Origin of the sequence: Paenibacillus shirakamiensis (assembly GCF_017874255.1) — a bacterium.
In the GTDB taxonomy this organism is placed as follows: domain Bacteria; phylum Bacillota; class Bacilli; order Paenibacillales; family Paenibacillaceae; genus Fontibacillus; species Fontibacillus shirakamiensis.
This window is the reverse complement of sequence record NZ_JAGGLD010000001.1, coordinates 455533-476245: the sequence shown is the minus strand read 5'-3', so window position 1 is coordinate 476245 and position 20713 is coordinate 455533. Positions and strand designations below refer to the sequence as shown.

16 protein-coding genes are annotated in these 20713 nt (G+C 41.4%); 1 reads left to right on the top strand and 15 read right to left on the bottom strand.

Annotation, left to right across the window (positions count from 1 at the left end; genetic code table 11):
- Nucleotides 1-20: 20 nt before the first annotated feature.
- The 15 genes from J2Z69_RS02145 to adhE all read right to left on the bottom strand — a co-directional run bounded on the left by J2Z69_RS02145 (nucleotide 21) and on the right by adhE (nucleotide 19633).
- On the bottom strand, nucleotides 21-731 hold the full coding sequence (locus tag J2Z69_RS02145; protein WP_425354978.1) for a metal ABC transporter ATP-binding protein: 711 nt from the start codon (nucleotides 729-731) through the stop codon (nucleotides 21-23).
- A gap of 83 nt (nucleotides 732-814) precedes the next feature.
- Nucleotides 815-1768 (bottom strand): metal ABC transporter solute-binding protein, Zn/Mn family, encoded by a 954-nt coding sequence (locus tag J2Z69_RS02140; protein WP_209858727.1) that lies wholly within the window; start codon nucleotides 1766-1768, stop codon nucleotides 815-817.
- Between the two features lie 177 nt (nucleotides 1769-1945).
- A complete protein-coding gene (gene metG, locus J2Z69_RS02135) occupies nucleotides 1946-3970 on the bottom strand; it encodes a methionine--tRNA ligase (RefSeq protein ID WP_209858725.1) in 2025 nt (674 codons plus the stop codon).
- Nucleotides 3971-4133: 163 nt separating this feature from the next.
- On the bottom strand, nucleotides 4134-4268 hold the full coding sequence (locus J2Z69_RS19440) for a hypothetical protein (RefSeq protein ID WP_425354973.1): 135 nt from the start codon (nucleotides 4266-4268) through the stop codon (nucleotides 4134-4136).
- A 53-nt stretch (nucleotides 4269-4321) separates the two neighbouring features.
- Nucleotides 4322-4588 carry a membrane protein insertion efficiency factor YidD gene (gene yidD, locus J2Z69_RS02130; protein WP_209858723.1) on the bottom strand — a complete coding sequence of 89 codons (267 nt, stop codon included), beginning with the start codon at nucleotides 4586-4588 and terminating at the stop codon, nucleotides 4322-4324.
- Between the two features lies 1 nt (nucleotide 4589).
- Nucleotides 4590-5051 carry a Fur family transcriptional regulator gene (locus J2Z69_RS02125; protein ID WP_209858721.1) on the bottom strand — a complete coding sequence of 154 codons (462 nt, stop codon included), beginning with the start codon at nucleotides 5049-5051 and terminating at the stop codon, nucleotides 4590-4592.
- Between the two features lie 179 nt (nucleotides 5052-5230).
- The gene (gene nagZ, locus J2Z69_RS02120) at nucleotides 5231-6850 is read right to left on the bottom strand and encodes a beta-N-acetylhexosaminidase (RefSeq protein ID WP_342591544.1); all 1620 of its coding nucleotides are present in this window, start codon (nucleotides 6848-6850) and stop codon (nucleotides 5231-5233) included.
- 25 nt (nucleotides 6851-6875) lie between these two features.
- Entirely contained in the window at nucleotides 6876-8501 is a 1626-nt protein-coding gene (locus J2Z69_RS02115; RefSeq protein WP_245338917.1) for a response regulator transcription factor, read from the bottom strand.
- Nucleotides 8455-10296 (bottom strand): cache domain-containing sensor histidine kinase, encoded by a 1842-nt coding sequence (locus J2Z69_RS02110; RefSeq protein WP_209858717.1) that lies wholly within the window; start codon nucleotides 10294-10296, stop codon nucleotides 8455-8457. The genes J2Z69_RS02115 and J2Z69_RS02110 overlap by 47 nt, the downstream gene beginning before the upstream one ends.
- Before the next feature lie 24 nt (nucleotides 10297-10320).
- Complete coding sequence (locus J2Z69_RS02105; protein WP_209858715.1) at nucleotides 10321-11148, bottom strand: carbohydrate ABC transporter permease; 828 nt, start codon at nucleotides 11146-11148, stop codon at nucleotides 10321-10323.
- A complete protein-coding gene (locus J2Z69_RS02100) occupies nucleotides 11148-12032 on the bottom strand; it encodes a carbohydrate ABC transporter permease (protein WP_209858713.1) in 885 nt (294 codons plus the stop codon). Before J2Z69_RS02100 ends, J2Z69_RS02105 begins: the two co-directional genes overlap by 1 nt.
- Nucleotides 12033-12154: 122 nt before the next feature.
- Nucleotides 12155-13531, bottom strand: coding sequence for an ABC transporter substrate-binding protein (locus J2Z69_RS02095; protein WP_209858712.1), 1377 nt, complete (start codon nucleotides 13529-13531; stop codon nucleotides 12155-12157).
- A 217-nt stretch (nucleotides 13532-13748) separates the two neighbouring features.
- A complete protein-coding gene (gene pflA / locus J2Z69_RS02090) occupies nucleotides 13749-14486 on the bottom strand; it encodes a pyruvate formate-lyase-activating protein (protein ID WP_209858711.1) in 738 nt (245 codons plus the stop codon).
- Between the two features lie 48 nt (nucleotides 14487-14534).
- Entirely contained in the window at nucleotides 14535-16784 is a 2250-nt protein-coding gene (gene pflB, locus J2Z69_RS02085; protein ID WP_209858710.1) for a formate C-acetyltransferase, read from the bottom strand.
- Nucleotides 16785-17005: 221 nt separating this feature from the next.
- On the bottom strand, nucleotides 17006-19633 hold the full coding sequence (gene adhE / locus J2Z69_RS02080) for a bifunctional acetaldehyde-CoA/alcohol dehydrogenase (RefSeq protein ID WP_209858709.1): 2628 nt from the start codon (nucleotides 19631-19633) through the stop codon (nucleotides 17006-17008).
- Nucleotides 19634-19991: 358 nt separating this feature from the next.
- Here adhE and J2Z69_RS02075 point away from each other — a divergent pair, with 358 nt between their 5' ends.
- Complete coding sequence (locus J2Z69_RS02075) at nucleotides 19992-20711, top strand: Crp/Fnr family transcriptional regulator (RefSeq protein ID WP_209858708.1); 720 nt, start codon at nucleotides 19992-19994, stop codon at nucleotides 20709-20711.
- The last annotated feature ends 2 nt before the right edge of the window (nucleotides 20712-20713 follow it).

The window sequence follows — 20713 nt, the reverse complement described above, 5'->3', positions numbered from 1 at the left end:
TCGTTCTCCTTTCTGTCCTCTTAAATGAGCGAGTGTTGCAAGTCAGGAATCTCACAATGGGGGTCATGCGAATGTCTTGCGTAAAACTTAATTCCCCCGCTACGATCTTTGGGTTCTTTTCCCAAGTAATTCTCAATCATATCAATATCATGAGAGACCATGAGGAAGGTCATCTGATGATGTGCATGCATGTGAAAAATCAAATCAAAGAAATCGGTCTGTGTCTGAATATCAATTCCCACCGTAGGCTCATCCAAAATGAGCAAATCAGGATGATTAATTAATGCCCGAGCTAAAAATACACGCTGTTGTTGTCCACCTGATAACTGGCCAATACGCTTATCCGCAATCTCCGTAATCCGCATGACTTCCATGGCATCCTCACTTTTCTTGCGATCCCCCTGTGTCATTCTTTTTAGAACTTTACGATTACTGTAGAGGCCAGACATGACGACTTCCTTCACCGTGGCTGGAAAAAGAGGATTAAACGAATTTTTTTGAGGAACGTACCCAATCCGTTCCCAATCTCTGAACTTGCGAACGGGTTCTCCGAACAGTCGTATCTCTCCCGAAGATGGCGCAAGCAATCCTACAATCATTTTAAGTAGCGTAGTCTTCCCTGTGCCATTGGAGCCAATGATGCCCACGAAATCGCGTTCTTTTGCGGTAAAGTTCAAATCCGTAATGACTTTCTGATCTTTGTAGCTAAAAGAAACCTGGTCCAGCTCCATGATATTCTGATGACAATATCCCGCTGTCTTATCTTCCTGTGTGTTCATAGAACTTCATCCTTTCTTCTTCTGTATCCGTCCTACTATTCTAAGGCTAGTAACAGATTGTTCAAATTGCGCTGCATTAAAGTAAAATAGTTGTCTTTATTCTTCACTTGTTCTTGAGTTAATCCTTCTACGGGGCTAAGGACCAAGGTCTTTACGCCAGTCTCCCCAGCTAAGGTGTTGGCTAAGTTTTTTGATACCATCTCTTCAAAAAAAATATATTTAATTTTCTTATCTTTTACCGTGTGCGTTAATTTGATAATATCCTGAGCCCGAGGTTCCGCATCCGGAGACAATCCCATAATTGCGTACTGTGTAAGTCCATAATCTCTGCATAAGTAACCAAAAGCTTGATGTGATACGACAATCTCTTTATTCACCGTGGTAGATAGAGCACTTTCGAATTGGTGATCTAAGTCTCGGAGTTTCTGAGCTAATCCTGAGTACCTAGCTTCATAGTTGGCTTTATGCAAAGGATCTGCGGCCACATAGCTGTCTTTTATATTTTTTATCATGAGAAGAGCCGACTTAGGGCTTACCCAAGTATGAGGATCTGTATGATGATCGTCTCCGGTCTGGTCTTCTTTAGAGGATGAATGACTAGGTTCACCTTCTTCATCATTCGCATAAAGTAAAGGAATTCCTGAACTAACCTCCACGGGCTTCACGACCGCATCTTTATTAAATCCCTTAACAAAATTAGGCACCCACCCTTCAAGACCTGCTCCATTATACAGAAATAACTGAGCTTTGGATGTATTAATTAGATCCTTACTCCGCGGTGTCCATTCATGGGGTTCAACACCCGTGGGTAGCAGATTAGTCACATGCGCATCCTCTCCCCCAATAGATGCCGCAAATTCATAGATCGGATAAAAACTAGTTACTACATTAAGTTTGCCTGCCACAATGGTATTCTCCTGCTGTCCACAACCTGTTAATACAAAAAGGACCGCAATAAAGCTGACTCCTAATTTTATGTATCGTTTCAAAACGTCTCACTCCCGCATTTTCGTTCATTTGTATATTTTTGATTAATCGTAATTATTACTATTACATTATAAGATCAGGTTAAAATAATTGTCAACACTCAACATCAGTTTACCCACACCCCATTAAAAAAGACCCTTTCCTATGATAAGGAAAAGGTCTTTTCTAAATTTAGATCGTTATTTCACTATCGAGCCATTTGGCATATGATCTGGAACGGTAGCTAGGGTAAGTTGATCTCCCTGGGAAGCGGCTAGAATCATCCCTTGGGAAAGTTCACCCCGAAGTTTAACAGGTTTCAAATTGGTCACTACTAGCACCTTTCTTCCTGTCAGCTCTTCCGGCTTATAGAACTTGGCGATGCCTGAGACCACTTGGCGCTGCTCAAATCCGAGGTCCAATTGTAGTTTGAGTAATTTGTCTGCTTTGGCTACGGGTTCAGCCGAAAGAATCTGTCCCACACGCAGCTCTACTTTTCCGAACTCTTCAATTCCAATTTCTTCTTTCATTTCTGGCTGTTCCTCTGCTGTAGAAGATGCAACTTTAGATGTTGACTGATCCGCTGTCGTTGCTGCTGATGTTGTGCCCCCAGTCATAGCCTCGACAATATAAGCTACTTCTTCCTTCACATCTAGACGAGGGAAGATCGGATTCCCTTTGAATAGTTTTGTTCCTGCTGGAATTGAACCAAATGTCTTCAGACTATCCCATGCCGTCCATTCTCCAGATGTAAGCCCCAATTGCTCCCATATTTTCGCAGGTGCTTGAGTTAAGAACGGCTGAAGCATGATCGATGCAAAACGAAGAGATTCCACTAAGTGAACCATAACGGACTGTAATTCTTCTTTTTTCGCTTCGTCTTTGGCTAACGCCCAAGGTGCAGTCTCATCGATATATTTGTTCGTACGGCTTATAAATGCACCAATTGAAGTCAGCGCTACAGAAAATTCTAGATTCTCCATGACTTCCTCTACTTTGCTCACGGTCTGATTGGCCATATCGACCAGACTCTGATCAAATGCTGTAACATTCGGTTGATAAGCCGGTACTTCCCCATTACAGTACTTATCGACCATTGCTACAGTACGATTCAGCAGATTGCCAAGATCGTTCGCAAGATCGGAGTTCACCCGCTCTACGAAGCTTTCTGGTGTGAAAGTTCCGTCCGAGCCAAACGGCACCTCACGAAGTAAATAATACCGCGTAGCATCCAAACCGTAGCGATCAATCAGCATATTAGGGTCCACAACGTTACCTTTGGACTTAGACATCTTCCCATCCTTCATCAGTAACCAGCCATGGGCAAAAATCTTCTTCGGCAAAGGTAAATCCAGTGCCATCAACATAATCGGCCAATAGATTGTATGGAACCGTACAATTTCTTTACCCACCAAATGTACATCAGCGGGCCAGAATCGGTCATACAGCGATGTATCTTCGCTACCATAGCCTAGCGCGGTAATATAGTTAGATAAAGCATCAATCCATACATATACGACATGCTTAGGGTCGCCTTTAACAGGCACGCCCCAACTAAAGGTAGTCCGAGATACAGCCAAATCTTCTAGCCCTGGCTTAATGAAGTTGTTGATCATTTCATTTTTACGGGACTGTGGCTGAATGAAATCAGGATTTTCTTCGTACAAGGCTAACAATCGATCCGCATACTTACTCATCCGGAAGAAATACGATTCTTCTTTTACTAGTTCCACAGGATGGCCACTATCCGGGCTCTTCGCTCCCGTAATCACACCTTTGTCATCCTTAACGATATCTACAAGCTGCTGCTCTGTATAAAATGTCTCATCAGGAATACTATACCAACCTTCATATTCCCCTTTGTAAATATCCCCTTGCTTCAGAAGACGGTCAAAAATGTCTTGTACTACTTGGCTATGACGTTTCTCTGTAGTTCTAATGAAATCATCGTTAGAAATGTCGAGTTTTTTCCATAATTCTTGAATGCCAACTACAATTTCGTCTACGAATTGCTGTGGTGTCTTGCCTTTTTCTTCTGCTTTTCGCTCAATTTTTTGCCCGTGCTCATCCGTACCCGTAAGGAATCGAACATCATATCCCCGAAGTCGCTTGTACCGGGACATAGCATCCCCTGCAACCGTTGTGTAGGCATGACCAATGTGGAGCTTATCACTCGGATAGTAAATCGGCGTAGTTAAATAAAACGTTTTTTTTGATTCTGGCATGATATGTACCTCCTAAATGAATTGAAAAAACAAAAAACTCCCGCCCATAATGGGACGAGAGAGATCTCACGTGTTACCACCCAAATTCCCTGACTATACTTCACTCAGGCTCATTGTTGTCTATCACTAGACATCCCTTTAACGCTGGATATGCGCTTCAGCCTTACCGATTGTATCCATTAGACACAATCTGCTCGAAAGAAGTTCCTCCCGGACCATATTCTAAAATGCCTCCAGACCGGCTTGCAGCATTATCTCCGGCTCTCTGTAACTGGCGGTACACTTTATACTTATCCATTCTTCGGAATTCATTATATTTGTAATATATGAAATGTAATCAGAGATGTCAAGCTATGACGTCCCAGGATGAGTAGAAGATTTCGAGTTCTTGTCCTTAACTGGTGGAACTAAATCCACTCCGCCCGGATGAAAGGGATGACATTTGCCTATCCGCTTCGCGGCAAGCCATGAGCCTTTGACAGCCCCATGCAATTCAACCGCTTCCAAAGCATAAGCCGAACATGTCGGATAAAATCGACATGATGGAGGCGTGAGCGGCGAAATAAATTTTCGATAGAAGCGAATAGGACCCTGCACTATTTTGCGCGTGACAGCCATTCTACTTCTCCCCTTCCACAGTCGCTGGAGTTAGGTTCATGCCTGCCCGGTCCTCTCGGCAATTCTTACAGTATCCGAATACCTCGAATTTGTGCTTTACAATCTGGAATTGATCTGGGGCATCTGCAAAAGTCATCGGGCAAAACTGAATAGGATACGTCTTCTCACACTGCAAACAAATCATATGATGGTGATGATGATCTTGATTACAGCTTCCCCGGAATTTCAATCCATCTTCAAATACGATCTGCTCAATAACGCCCAATTCTTCCATCACCCGAAGATTACGATACACCGTATCAAAACTAAGTCCGCTATATTTTTTGCACATAAATTCGTATACATCTTTAGGAGTTAAATAACCATCTGTCTCTGCAAACAGCTTAGCTAATGTCTTACGTTGATCTGTAATACGAAGCCCTTGACTCGACATGGTCTGAATAATTTCATCGGTTGACAGCATCATATTTCCTCCTGCCCTGACACAATCTGTCTACGTTTATCATGCCGTAAAAGACACGAAGAGTCAATGTGATCGAACCTATGTAACGAAGACAGGAATCAGATTATTGCGCAAAAAGCCTTGAGCACAGATCTCGTGAATCTGTAACCCAAGGCAAGTACATTAACTGTTCAAGGTAGTTAGATACTTGCACCCGTTCCAGCAGGATATTTACTTCCAAGACTCACAGGAAGCTTGCCGGCAGGTATAACTTCGCCTACTAATACTTTAGCAATCGCATCCACTGTAACTGGGCGATTCTCATAGGCACAAAGATAGGTTCCAACTTGCGGCACCTCATTAATATCATAAGGATTACGAGTGGATACTACAATAAGTTTGCCTTGTGTTAGTTCATATAGTTTATCTATCAGAAGCTTTTGACCCGAAGGTAATGAACCTTCCGAAGTATAAGTTACGACTACAACTTGATCATAATTGACACTACGTTCAAGTACACTAGCGATTTCTTCATCCGTAGGATGAGAGCCAATAATAATCTCTTCTGCCTTTAAATAAGGTTGTAAAGCTTCTACTAATGTATAGCGGAACACACCGGGTTCATCCACTTCGGTAAAGTGTCTTACTTCTGCCCATACCGTTAGTGTAGAAACATCTTTTTTTAATGGAAGATTACGAGCTTCATCATTAACCAGTGTGATGCTTTGTTCAGCAACTTGACGAAGCATAGGCTCAACTTTATCCACAGGTGTTAAAGGTACTGGAATCTCAGGGGCTTTATCAGTGATAGACCCAATGCGTTTATTTTTCAAATCTAGAATTCGTGACACAGACTCATTAATTCTCTCTTCCGTAATTCTACCGGATTGCACTGCATCTAGAACAGCTTGAATGGCTGCAACTTGATCTTCAAGGGTATGACTAACTAGAACAAGATCCGCTCCCGCTTGAAGGGATTTCACAGCCCCTTCAGCAACGCCAATGGATTTGGATATCGCATGCATCTCAAGACAATCCGTAACAATAAGTCCCTCGAAGTTCAACTCTTTGCGGAGAAGTGTTGTTAATACATCATAGGACAACGTAGCTGGAATTTCCTCAGACTCGAAAGCCGGGAAAATGACATGCGCAGTCATAATCATATCGACACCTTCTTGAATCGCCTTCTGGAAAGGAGGCAATTCAATTGCATACATACGCTCTTTGGAGTGTGGAACCACTGCTAATCCAAGGTGTGAATCCACAGCCGTATCACCATGTCCCGGGAAATGTTTAGCTGTAGCACTAACGCCTTTATCTTGGAATCCCTTAATAGCTGCTGCTCCGTGCTCTGCAACAAGATGTGGATCTTCACCAAAAGAACGAACACCGATAACTGGATTTGCCGCATTATTATTCACATCTACAACAGGAGCGAAGTTCAGGTTAATACCCAGTTGTATTAATTCATCCGCTGCCATGGATGCGATCTTTTCTGTAAGTTCTAATTGGTTCGCTGCCCCCAAAGACATGCTTCCTGGAAAACGAGTGAATCCCTCGTGGTCAATTCTCGAAACCATTCCCCCTTCTTGATCGATGGATACAAATAAGGGAATATCGGTTTGAGGCTTGGAAATCTCTTGCAAATGATAAGAAAGATCAGCTAATTGCTGAGCTGTAGCAATATTGCGGCGGAAATATACTACACCACCTATATGATATTGTTCAATCAGCGTCTTAATTTGTTCGTCCGGCACCAAAGTATGGAAGCCACAAATAAATAACTGACCTATTTTTTCTGGAAGAGTTAACTCATTCAAAGACAACAGAAAGCACCTTCTTCTATTAGGATGCGGGAGATTCCTTTAATCGGTACTCTGAAGGAGTCATCCCGATATACTTTTGAAATACCTTAGTAAAATAACGCCGTTCTTGATATCCTACACCTACGCCGATTTGAGCAATACTTTTATCACTACTCCGGAGCAGGCATTTGGCCATTTCCATTCTTTGCTTGGTAAGATACTCAACGAATGTTTCTCCAAAGTGATTTTTGAATAGAAGGCAGAAATAGCTGCAACTAATACCCAAATATTCAGCAATATCTTCAATTCCGAAGTCCTTGCCCAGCTTATGTTGAATATAATCTTGAGCAGACAACATTAACTGTTCAGAAGTCTTCTTCGAGGATACGGACTCTCTCGAACGCTCAATCAAAGTCACAAGCAGGGAGAGCAGATCTTTAAGGTTTAACGAATTTTGTAGCTGTTGCCACACTGATTCTTCTTGATCTACAGGTAACATGTGAAGCTCGCGCATTTCTCGGATCAAATGAATCAGCAGATAGTGGAGAAGCTTTTCGGCACGACCCACCGAATTTTCATTCAGGTGTCCTACATAATGCTTCAGTTCTGAAATCATTTGTTGAAGAGCTTGACTATCACCATTTCTTAGTCCAGTCCCGATTTGCTCAATCCACTTCCACTGCGTAGCATTGTAATCTTGTACAGGAATAGCATCCTTAGACACCACTTTATCCGAATTAACAAACCACTCATTGGCAGGGTTCACAATAAGCGCTTGCTGCATTCTCTTATATACACTAGCCATCTGGCTAAGAGCAATAGGACCTTGTTCCAAGCACATTCTTAAGAGCATGTTATCTTTTTGATCGATGAGGGCCTGTAATTTTAAAAATCCCGGATGCAGCAATTCCTTGGACAGTCGATGACCAATACCTGGTGAGGAGCAGACTACACACCATTCACCTTCACGAATTTGCAAGACGGTCTGCTCTTTCATTAGCGGCTGGAATGTCTCCCGAATCATTTCTTTCATATGAAGATTCCAGGCTTTGCGCTCATGAACAGACCAGGTAATCGACTGGTGAGCATATCCTTCTAAATCAACGAGTAAAATTGCGTACTCTTTGCGATCGAGAACATCCTCATCCTCCCCCAAATGAATATCACCTTTATCAGTCTCTTGCCCTAGGAGCGTGTGTAATAGAAAATTTTCATTGGCCCAATGAACGACTTGAGTAAGTTGTTGCTCTTTATAAAGCTTTTTACGTTTTTCTTTTATTTCTAGGCTAAGCGTACGAACCGTATTTTCCAATTCCACATAATCAATGGGCTTACAAATATAATCTTTTACACCATATTGAATAGCCGCTCGGGCATATTCAAATTCCTGATAACCCGTGAGTAGGAGTACTTCACAATGGTTGTTTTGACTGCGTAATTCCTTTATGAATGTAATTCCATCCATAACTGGCATACGGATATCACTTAGTATCAAATCAGGCTGATGTTCATTGACCATCTTAAGGGCTTCTATACCATTTTTAGCTAATCCGACGATCTCAAAGTCCATATCTTCCCAAGGGAGCACCTTTGTTAGGTTTCTCATAATTGGAACTTCATCATCTACCAGTAAGGCTTTCAGCTTCAAATTTATCACCCAATTCATATTTAGGAATGACACACTGGATCACAGTGCCGTGCCCCGGAGCGGAGCAGATAAACAAGCCATATTTGGGACCGTACTGATATCGGAGTCGATCAAAAACACTTCTTAGTCCGAGACCTCTCCGTTCTTGATTTTTAGCTAAAGAAACAGGTGTTTGTGTGTGGTTAAGGTCTGAATATTGCAGCTGCATCAAGCGTTCTGACGAGATTCCGATGCCATTGTCTTCAACGATTAGAAGAATATGATCCTCTTTCATTTCACCTGTAATCTTAATTTTTCCTGTATATTCAATACCTTCAAATCCATGTTGAATCGTATTCTCTACCAGAGGTTGCAGGGTAAGTTTTAACAGCATACAGTTCATCATCTCATTAGGAATATCGATCTGATAATCGAACAAATCCTCAAATCTGAATTTCTGAATTTCCAAGTAATTAATCAGATGCTCAACTTCAAGCTGCAGTGAAATTTCTTCCGTTCCCTGAAAACTAATTCGAAGAATACTGGCAAGCCTAAGCACCATTTCATTCACTTTACGACCCTCATTCTGAGCGGCAAGAATGTTAATAGACTCTAATGTGTTAAAAAGAAAATGCGGCTTAATCTGAGCCTGTAATACTCTAAGTTCTGCATTGGTTTTCTTTTCTTGCTCCAACTTCACTTCTTCAAATAATTCAGAGATTTTGTCCATTTGGTTGTTGAATCCTTTTTGTAGAAGAAGCAGTTCATCATCGCCCTTTTCATCTACTCTGGCACTAAAATCTCCATCCTCCACTTTACGCATGAACCTCACGATAACCCCAATAGTACCCGTGATTCGATTCATGAAAAATACATTAAATAATACAGCTGCAAATACACAAATGACGATAATCCCTACGAACCATTTAGCAAATACCATAATCTCACTAGATAAATAACTCCATGATGTGACCGATACGATGCTCCAAGGATGATCCTTAAGCTTATAGACCGAAATGACACTTTCATTTCCGTTAAATTTCCCTTTAAAGCTTTGGTACTGCTGTGTTCCAAGTACTACGGATTTACTCAAATATGTCTCTAAAGTAGTTCCATCAAGTTTTGCAGCATTGTCATATAGAATCTGACCTTTACTGTTGTTAATAAGAAGAAATCGGGTATCCTGCATGTCTTTCCCAAGTTTCAGGTTTTTGAAAACATCTTCAAAGCCTTCGTTCTTGATCTGTACAATGAGAATCCCGAGATTCTTAAGGTTAACAGTGTCTTTAATGAGACGAATTTGTGTAAATACCGAATCTGAGCCCGTAAGTTCTGGATACTCATGAGGAGCTACCCATACTGGGGCTCCATTTCGTTTCCACATCTCGTTAAAAATCTGTGTTTGTTTAAATTTAGAGAATTGCAGCGGTTTGAAACTTTCCTTATTAAATATGGATATCACTTGAGTTCCCTTAATATTATATAAAAAGGCAAAATCTATAGAGGGGTGACTAAACAAGATTGTACGAAAATTCCGCTGAGCATCGTTTAGTTGAATTTGATTGGCAGTAGTGAGATCTTGTTTGTTCGGATTATCCGATAACAAGGCTGCCTTATAGACATCTTTCTCAATGCCATTATTAGTCACCCGATCCATTTCTCCAAACAAGCTAGAGATACTGTAACTAATAGCAGTAAGGCCATACTCAGCCTGTTCACTGTATTTTGTCTCTATGGATTTGAATGTGATAAAGAAAGTTATGATACCCAGTATAAAAATAGGAATGATAATTAATAGGATAAAAGCGGTAAGCAGTTTGATGCGCAAATTCATAGAATTGCTCTCCCAATCAAGCGATTATCCCTTAACGCCGCCCGCTGTAACCCCTTCAATAATCTTCTCTTGAAGAATCGCATACATAATTAAGACAGGAAGTACACTGTATACTATGCCCGCTGACATCTGTGCATAGTTGATCTGGTATTGGTCACGGAATTGAACCATACCTACAGGAAGTGTACGCAAGTTATCATCAGAAAGGAAGTAGTTAGCTAGCAAGAATTCGTTCCAGTTCCCCAAGAAGTTGATAATAAATACTGTTACCATAGCTGGAACCGTTAAAGGTACTACTATTCTAGCAAAGATACCTGGGGACCTCAATCCATCAATAACTGCAGCTTCTTCAATCTCAACAGGCAGTGACCTCATAAAGGCTGCTAGAATTATGATAGTGAAAGGAATAGCATTCGCAATATACGGAATAATTAGCGCCAGATGGGTGTTTAAGATATGCATTTTACGTACCAATGTGTAGATCGGAAGCATTAATGCGTTGTTAGGAATCAACATTCCCACCAGAATAAGTGAGAAGAAAATCGTATTCCATTTACCATGACGCATACGTGTAACTGCGAAGGCAAACATTGCCCCAATCAAAATGGATACTACCGCTGACAATATAGAGATATACAAACTGTTAACAAAATATGTGCTGATCTTAGCGTTCACCCATGCTTCAACATAGTTATTGAAAGCAAATTCCTTAGGCAAACCAAACGGATGAAGTGCAATCTCATTGTTGTCTTTCTTCAGAGACGAAAAGACTACAAACAAGAAGGGAAACAATATTACCAACAGGTAGCCCATCAAAAAAATGTGTGGAAAACCTTTTCTAAGACGAGCCATTAATACTCAATCCTTTCATTACGACGGGCAATCAACAATTGATATACAACGGTAATGATGAGCGTGAAAATAAAGATCAACACTGCAATCGTATTACCGAACCCGTACTTAAAGTTAGTAATCGCATACTTAATCATATAGGTAGCCATAACTTCCGTTGAACCAGCTGGTCCACCTTTAGTCATAACAAGGATAATATCCGCTGCCTTCATGGCACCCGCTATAGAAAGCATAATGACAACTGAAATGATTGGAGTAATTAATGGTAGTGTAATCTTGGTTGCACGTTGGAAACCAGTTGCACCATCAATCGCCGCTGCCTCATCCAATTCTTTGGGAATGGAGAGAATTGCTGCTAGTACCATTACAATATAGAAACCGGTCCACTGCCACGCATTCGTAACTAAAATGGACAACATTGCGAATTTTTCATCGGAAAGCCAATATATCTTATCAATTCCAAAGATTCCAAAGATTTTGTTCAAGAGACCGATATCCGGTTCATAGATAAATCCCCATAGAATCCCAATAACTGCTGTAGACATAATGGAAGGAAGAAATACTGTAGTCTTGTACAGACCTTTTAGTCTCTTCACGTTAGCTATCAAAAGGGAGAAAAATACAATTAATGGTACTTGGATAAAGCAAGAAAACAAGATAAAAAATCCGTTATTCCTAACGGAAATCCAGAAACGTTCTTGCCCCAGAGCCTTTTCATAGTTATTAAAACCAACATATTTCACAGTACTAGAAACACCATTCCAACTGGTAAAGCTATAATAGATCGAAGAAAAAATCGGATAAATAAAGAACATAAAGAATAAGATTAAGCCTGGTAATAGAAACAAGATGAATACAGTAGGATTCTTCAACGCTTTATTCATGACTACCTCCGGTTCTTGGGACATTGGCCTTGCTCTCTTTCTAATGTCTCAGGGATGAATGATAACTTTTGGGAAAAGGAATGCATCCTCACCGAAGTAAGGATACATTCCATATTAAACAATTATTCGTTGTCAGCGTTAGCTTCTTCTTGAACTTTTTGAAGCTCTTCACCCATCTTCTCAGGAGTGGTTTGGCCACCAATCAACTTCTGAATTTGGATGTTAGAGATTTCAGTTGTTACAGGCCCTTGTACCAAGGAGTCAAATGCTGGGAATGAAGATTTAGAAGAATTCAATACAGATACAATATCTTGCAACAATGCGTCTGATTTAGTAGCTTCAGTCAATTTTGCATCATCGATCTTCATAGCAGGAAGCACGCCATCTTCAGTCAAACCGCGAAGAACCATATCTTCACTGAAATAATGTTTGATGAAGGATTTAACAGCAGCTAGTTTCTTAGGATCGCTAGCAACAGATGCGGAGAAACCGTAACCATTGTTCACATCACGCATAAGAGCTGTTTGGTCGCCTTCGCCACCATCTACTGCTGGAAGGTTAAAGAATCCAACTTTACCAATCAATTTTTCACCAGATTGGCCTTTTTTGAATACTGAAGATTTCCAAGTTCCATCATAGAGAAGTGGTACTTCGCCACTAGTGAATTGCGTTGTGTACTCAGCGTACTCAAATCCAAGTTCACCTTTTTTGAAGTAACCTTTTTTCTCCCATTCTGCATACTTAGCAAAGCCTTTTACTACGTTAGGATCTGACCATTTCGCCTTACCTGTAGCAAATTTCTCTGTTACATCTGATCCAGCATAACGGGACCACAAATGGTTAGCTAACATCAAAGGAACCCAGCCCGCTTTGGAAGCTGCTGCAAAAGGAGTTTTTCCGTCCGCTTTGATCTTAGCCAACAGGTCTTCGAATTCAGCCCAATTTGTAGGAACTTTAAGGCCTTTTTGTGTGAAGTATTCTTTGTTATAGAAGATACCTTCAGCAGATCCACCAACTGGCAATCCGTAAATTTTACCTTCATACGTAAATGGTGCAAGGGAAGAGAATTTATCACTTAATCCAAGTTCACTTAAGATTGGAGTCAGATCAAGCAATTTACCTTCTTTAGCGTATACTTTGGAATCAGGGCTACCAAATAGATCAAAAATATCTGGTGGGTTACCTGCAGCCATCTCACCGCGAAGTTTTTCTTTACGGTTCACGTCGGATTCAACGCCATCAAGCTTGATCGTAAGACCTTTGTTCTCTTCTTGTGTTGCTTTTACAACATCTTGAAGGATTGCAAGACGTTTAGCTTTGTCTGCACCTACTTGAGTATGACGCAGTGTCAACTCGAATGGTGAGTCATCAACTTTTGTAGGTGTCTCTGTAGACGGAGTTGTTGGCGCCTTTTCTGATTCATCTTTCCCACCGCATGCTGTAAGCAGTGTAGTGGACACCATCATTAGGGATAGTAACAATACCAAGCTCTTTTTCATTTTTTTATGACCCTCCTAAAGGATTGGTTTGTCTTACACTTTCATTATAGGAACCGCTTTCAATTTTGGTAAGGAGGACATATTTCTAAAGAGGGATAATATCCTCTAAAGATATTCATGTTTTCGTTTTCAAATAACACAAGACGTGATATAACCTTACACATAGGTTGAGTATCACGTCTTATGAATGATTTTTATTAAAATTATGTTATTATACCTAACATTTAATTGTATTCAAGCGACCTTTTTCTACAATTTCATAGGCTTTTCGCACTTCACCGTCGGTTGGTGACGGAATATTGTGTAGAGGATATTGCCACTTCAACGCCTCCCATTTGTAGATACCCATCTGATGATAGGGTAAAATCTCAAACTTTTCTACCGTCTGTAAGCCACCTATGAATCTACCTAAGTCATATAAGTCTTGTTCTTCATCGTTAATACTAGGAACAAGGACATGCCGAATCCACATCGGTTTGTGATGTTGAGAGAGCCAGCCAGCCATTTGAATCATTTTCTCATTAGGTTTTCCTGTTAATTCCATGTGCTTTTCATTGTCTATATGTTTGAGATCTAACAGTACCAAATCCGTGACCTCAAGAAGATCCTTAATATGGTCCCCTTCATTATAGCCGTTCGTATCGAGGGTTGTATGAAGTCCCCAGCGCTGTTTAACTTGCCTAAAAAGTTCAGTAACAAAAGCTGCTTGAAGCGTAGCTTCCCCGCCAGATACCGTTAGTCCTCCTCCAGATGAACGATAGTAGGAAAGATAAGGTTCGATCTCCTGAAGGATCTCCTCCACCGTAACGTCACGTCCACCTGTTAGACTCCAAGTATCTGGATTATGGCAGTACTTGCACTGGAGTAAGCAGCCCTGCATGAAAAGGACGAAGCGTATCCCCGGGCCATCTACGGTGCCAAACGTCTCCACGGAATGAATATGACCTGTAAGCATAATTCTCCCTCCTTCTGCAAAAAGCTGCTTATGCATTGTATTAGGTAATTACATGGAGCCATGGAATGTGCGATTAATTACATCTAGCTGCTGCTCACGTGTTAGTTTCACAAAGTTCACGGCATATCCAGATACACGAATGGTCAACTGTGGATACTGCTCTGGATGTTCCATCGCATCGATTAATTGTTCTCTAGCAAATACATTTACATTTAGATGGTGAGCGTTACTTCCAAAGTAACCATCTAACATGGCTACTAGGTTTGAAGATCGTGTCTCTTCTTCTTTGCCTAGAGCTTTAGGAACAATTGAAAAAGTATTCGAAATTCCATCTAAGCTGTGCTCATAAGGAAGCTTTGCAACGGAACTTAAGGAAGCCAAGGCTCCTTTTTTATCCCGGCCGTGCATAGGGTTAGCTCCTGGTGCAAAAGGTTCACCAGCTTTGCGACCGTCAGGTGTAGTTCCTGTCTTCTTCCCATACACCACATTTGAAGTAATGGTTAGAACAGATTGCGTTGGCGTAGCACCGCGATAAGTTTTGTGTTTGCGAATCATGCTCATAAAGAGTTCAACAAGTTCAACCGCAATCTGATCAACCCGATCATCGTTATTTCCGTAGCAAGGGAAGTCTCCTTCAATTTCAAAATCTACGGCAATCCCCTGCTCATTCCGAATGGGTCTAACGGTGGCGTACTTAATTGCACTTAGCGAATCCGCAGCAACGGACAACCCCGCTATTCCGCAAGCCATCGTACGGAGAATATCGCGATCATGAAGTGCCATTTCTATCCGTTCATAAGAATACTTATCATGCATGTAGTGAATTACATTCAGTGTATTCATATACAATTTGGCAAGCCATTCCATCATAGGGATAAATCGTTTCATTACTTCCTCGTAACTTAGAACGTCAGCTGTAATCGCAGGAAGTTCAGGGCCTACTTGCTCAAAAGATTTCTCATCGACCCCACCATTAATCGCATAGAGCATAGCTTTAGCTAGATTCGCACGAGCACCGAAGAATTGCATTTGTTTGCCGATCTTCATAGCGGATACACAGCAAGCAATACCATAGTCATCGCCATAGATCGGGCGCATCAGGTCATCATTTTCATACTGAATGGAACTTGTCTCGATAGACACTTTGGAACAATATTTCTTGAATCCTTCAGGAAGCTGATCGGACCACAATACAGTAAGATTAGGCTCGGGTGCAGGCCCCAAGTTGTATAAGGTGTGCAGGAAGCGGAAACTATTTTTTGTCACTCTCGTCTGTCCGTTCATGGACATGCCGCCGATGGATTCCGTTACCCATGTTGGATCGCCGCTAAAGAGGTCATTGTAGTCCGGCGTCCGTAAAAACTTGACGATTCTCAGCTTCATTACAAAATGGTCCACTAGTTCCTGTGCTTGTTCTTCAGTTAGTGTTCCCTCTGATAGGTCGCGTTCTACATATACATCCAAGAAGGAAGATACACGCCCCAGAGACATTGCGGCTCCATTCTGCTCTTTGATTGCCGCTAGATAGCCGAAGTATACCCACTGAAAAGCTTCCTTTGCTGTGCTTGCAGCAGGTGCAATATCAAAGCCATGCATATTGGCCAATACTTTGAGTTCGCCTAACGCGCGAATTTGCTCTGAGATTTCCTCACGAAGTCGAATTACGTCTTCATCAATGACATCAAGCTCTAGGGAGTTCAGTTCTTGTTTTTTCTGAGCGATGAGTGCATCCACTCCGTAAAGAGCAACCCGCCGGTAGTCCCCAATAATTCTTCCACGTCCATATGCATCAGGTAACCCTGTAATAATTCCTGCTTTACGTGCTGCGCGCATATCAGAGGTATAGGCATCGAACACCCCCTGATTATGTGTTTTGCGGATTCCATTAAAAATTTGAATAACTTCTTCAGGCATCTTAAAACCGTAAGCTTCACAAGCATCAATCATCATGCGGATTCCACCGAATGGCTGAATGGAACGTTTGAATGGAGCATCGGTCTGAACACCAACAATTTGTTCTTTATCTTTATCCAAATAACCCGGTTGATGAGAAACGATGGTTGAAGGAGTGTTCACATCTACATCCAACACTCCGCCGCGTTCACGTTCCTGTCTAGTCAGGTCGGTAATGATGTCCCAGAGCGCTTTTGTATTATCCGTAGCTCCGGTCAAAAAATGATCGTCTCCTGTGTACGGATTTACATTGTGTTCAATAAAATCTCGAACGTTGACCTCTTTTTCCCACTTACCTGTACGAAAACCTCTCCAGTGTGATATTTCCTTTACTAAAGTTGTCATGTGTCATCCCTCACTTTTTGTGTATCAAATTTTAAGATCTGATCCATTCGAACTGTGATTATTTTCACTTTCTAATCTGGAACCAATCATTTTTTCATTATCAATTGATGACATTCTATCTAATCATAGTTCTATTATCGTGAATTCACCTTGAAAATGATGTGACAAATATCACAGTTGTTATGATATTTGTCACTCACTTTGCGATTTAGAATAGTTCGCTATTCTTCAAATCTACCGTAGAAAGCATCTCTATATACTTCAGCTAGCTCTTTGACCAAGGGAAGTTTAGGATTAGCCGTTGTACATTGGTCTTCAAAAGCCCGATCCGCCAAATAGTCCACGCGAGCCTCGAAATCTTTAGGATCAAACCCAAGTTCTTCGAAGGTCTCTGGAATACCTAGTTTGCGATTTAGATCCCGCACAGCAAGGATCAGGCTCTTCACCCCTTCTTCTGTTGTACGTGCTGGCAGACCTAGGATTCTTGCAATCTCTGCATATCTTACATCTGCTACAAAGTGCGTATATTTAGGGAATGCTGCGAATTTCGTAGGTTTCTTAGCATTATATCGAATCACGTGAGGCATGAGGATCGCATTAGTTCGTCCATGAGCGGTATGATATTGGCCTCCCCACTTGTGGGCAAGGCTGTGATTCACTCCAAGGAACGCATTGGCAAACGCCATACCGGCAAGTGTCGAAGCATTATGCATTTTCTCGCGAGCCAATGGATCAGCAGTTAGCGCCGATTTTTCCAACCATTCGAATACGAGTTGAATAGCCTTGATTGCCAGTCCATCTGTAAAATCACTTGCCATGACCGATACATAAGCTTCTATCGCATGAGTTAATACATCCATGCCTGTGTCAGCTACGGCTACTTTAGGCAAAGTATAGACAAATTCCGGATCAATAATCGCTACGTCTGGAGTCAATTCATAATCAGCCAGAGGATATTTGGTATTCCCATTTACCTTATCCGTGATGACTGCAAAAGAAGTGACTTCCGATCCTGTACCTGAGGTTGTAGGAATGGCTACAAACTGCGCTTTCTGACCCAATCGTGGATATTTATAGATTCGTTTGCGAATATCCATGAATTTTTGCTTTAGGTTATTGAAATCGGTACCTGGATATTCATAGAACAACCACATCCCTTTGGCTGCGTCCATCGGTGAACCCCCGCCCAAAGCAATTATGCAGTCGGGTTGGAATTGAGCCATAAGTTCTGTCCCACGCGCAACCGTGGCAGTGGATGGATCGGGTTCTACATCTGAGAAAATTTCGATGGCCACAGGCGTCTCCCTTTGACGGAGATAGTGTTCTACGCGTTCTACATATCCAAGTTTCACCATCATCGGGTCAGTTACGATGAGTACCCGAGTAATATCTGGCATTTTGGCAAGATACTGCGTTGAACCTTTTTCGAAATAGATTCTATTCGGCAATTTGAACCACTGCATATTCACGGTCCGATGATTCACCCTTTTCACATTGATCAAGTTCACAGCACTTACGTTCGAAGAAGTCGAGTTACGTCCATACGATCCACATCCCAAAGTAAGCGATGGGAGATTAGTATTATAGATATCACCGATTCCACCTTGCGAAGAAGGTTGATTGACTAATATGCGGCACGTTGGCATGCGGTCCGAGAATTTCTGAATCATCTCATCATCATTGGAATGGATGACCGAAGAGTGACCCATCCCACCAAATTCAACGATTTCTGCAGCGCGATCAATCCCTTGTTGACCTCCATTCACCATGTAACAAGCAAGCACAGGGCTTAACTTCTCAGCAGATAGTGGATATTTTGTTCCTACACCTTCGAGTTCGGCAATCAGAATTTTTGTTCCTTCAGGAACTTGGATACCGCACATTTCAGCCACCTTCATAGCTGATTGACCTACAATGGATGGATTAACCGCACATTTATCTGCAACCATCGCCCCTGCAGTTAGCTTGACTGCCTCCTCTTTCGTTACAAAATAGCATCCATTAGCAATCAATTTTTTCTTCACTACTTCATAGATAGGTTCATCAATAATCACAGCTTGTTCTGATGCGCAGATCATTCCATTATCGAAGGTTTTTGATAATATCAAATCGTTCACTGCTTGATCTAAATCTGCACTCTTCTCAATGAAACAAGGAACATTCCCTGGACCTACGCCCAGTGCAGGTTTGCCACAGCTATACGCAGCCCTAACCATGGCCGATCCTCCTGTTGCCAATATTAAGGCGATATCAGGATGATTCATTAACACTTGAGTCTTCTCCATGGAAGGCTGTTCAATCCACTGAATACAATCGGCTGGAGCACCATGCTTCACCGCAGCTTGTAAAAGAATGTTGGCTGCTTCTTGGCTGCATTGTTGCGCTGATGGATGGAAGCCAAAGATGATAGGATTACGTGTCTTGATGGCAATCAGTGCCTTAAAAATTGTAGTTGATGTTGGATTCGTCACTGGGGTAATCCCCATGATGACTCCTACAGGTTCAGCAATTTTCTGATAGTGCTCAAAGGGATTATCTTCGATAACGCCAACCGTCTTGTTTGTCTTGATATTGTGATAAATATATTCGGTTGCGAACATATTCTTTATAATTTTATCTTCGTAGACACCGCGCCCCGTTTCCTCCACAGCCATCTTAGCTAAGTGCATGTGTTGATCGAGTCCCGCAAGTGCCATAGCCTGCACGATGTCATCAATCTGCTCTTGATTCATGCCTAGAAATTTCTCGGTTGCTTTCTTTGCTTTGTCCATAAGTTGCTCAATATACGCTTGTGTAGTTGTGGATTCTGTAGGTTTTACTTCAGTTTTCATTTCATTTTTTACACCCATGTTTCTCATCCTCCTAAATAAGGTTAGTCGATTCAATTCAGTGTAGATCATGGAAAATGTAGCCTGTTAGTTAATTGTGAATAAATTCACAATATACTCTATGAACCGACATCCTCTTCTGTTTCTCTCTACGCCTTGATCATAACATAGTCCAATTTACTTGTATAGTGATTTTTTTCACAAAGTTATGTTTATTTTTAATTTTTATTATAGTGTAAGCTTATTCCTTTTTATTTTAAGTGAATTAAATCACAATGTAAGAATATTGTCACTTCTCACCCGGGTTTTAAGCGTTAGACTTATATATAATTAGGTTGTAAGGCAGTGAAAAATTTGGAATTGTAGGGGGCACTACGCCATGAACGATTCATTATTAAATCTTAGGGCATTACGCGGTAATACACAGTGTTTCTCCAATGTGCAATATAACGGATTACTATCCAAAATGAAGAAAAGATTTCACTCAAAAGGGTCTCATCTCTTCTGGGAAGGAGATCCCTCCAACCAATTATTTTATATGTATTCTGGCAGCGTCAAATTAACTAAATCCACGGATGAAGGAAAAGAGCTAGTCTTGTATATGTATCAACCCGGAGACCTCATAGGTGAAGCAGATGCATTCTATAGTGCGAAGCATAATTTTACAGCAGAAGTGATGGAAGATAGCGAAATTGGAGCCATTGAATACAAAGATGTAGAAATGTTAATCTGCGAATCCAGCGATTTTGCTATCGAATTCATGAAATGGATGGGAATCCACCACCGACTTACACAGACGAAACTTAGAGATTTAATGATGTATGGGAAACCTGGAGCTTTATGCTCTACACTGATTCGACTAGGCAATACGTTTGGTGAAAAGCGGGGTAGTGATATTTATATCCAAAAGAAAATTACACATACCGACCTTTCCAATATGATTGGAGCCACTCGCGAAAGTGTGAATCGCATGCTTGGCGATCTTCGCAAAAAAGGTGCTCTTGAATATGACCATGGATATTTGATCATCAAAGATCATCACATGCTTCGAGAAATCTGCCATTGTGAATATTGTCCCCATGATGTATGCCGAATCTAACA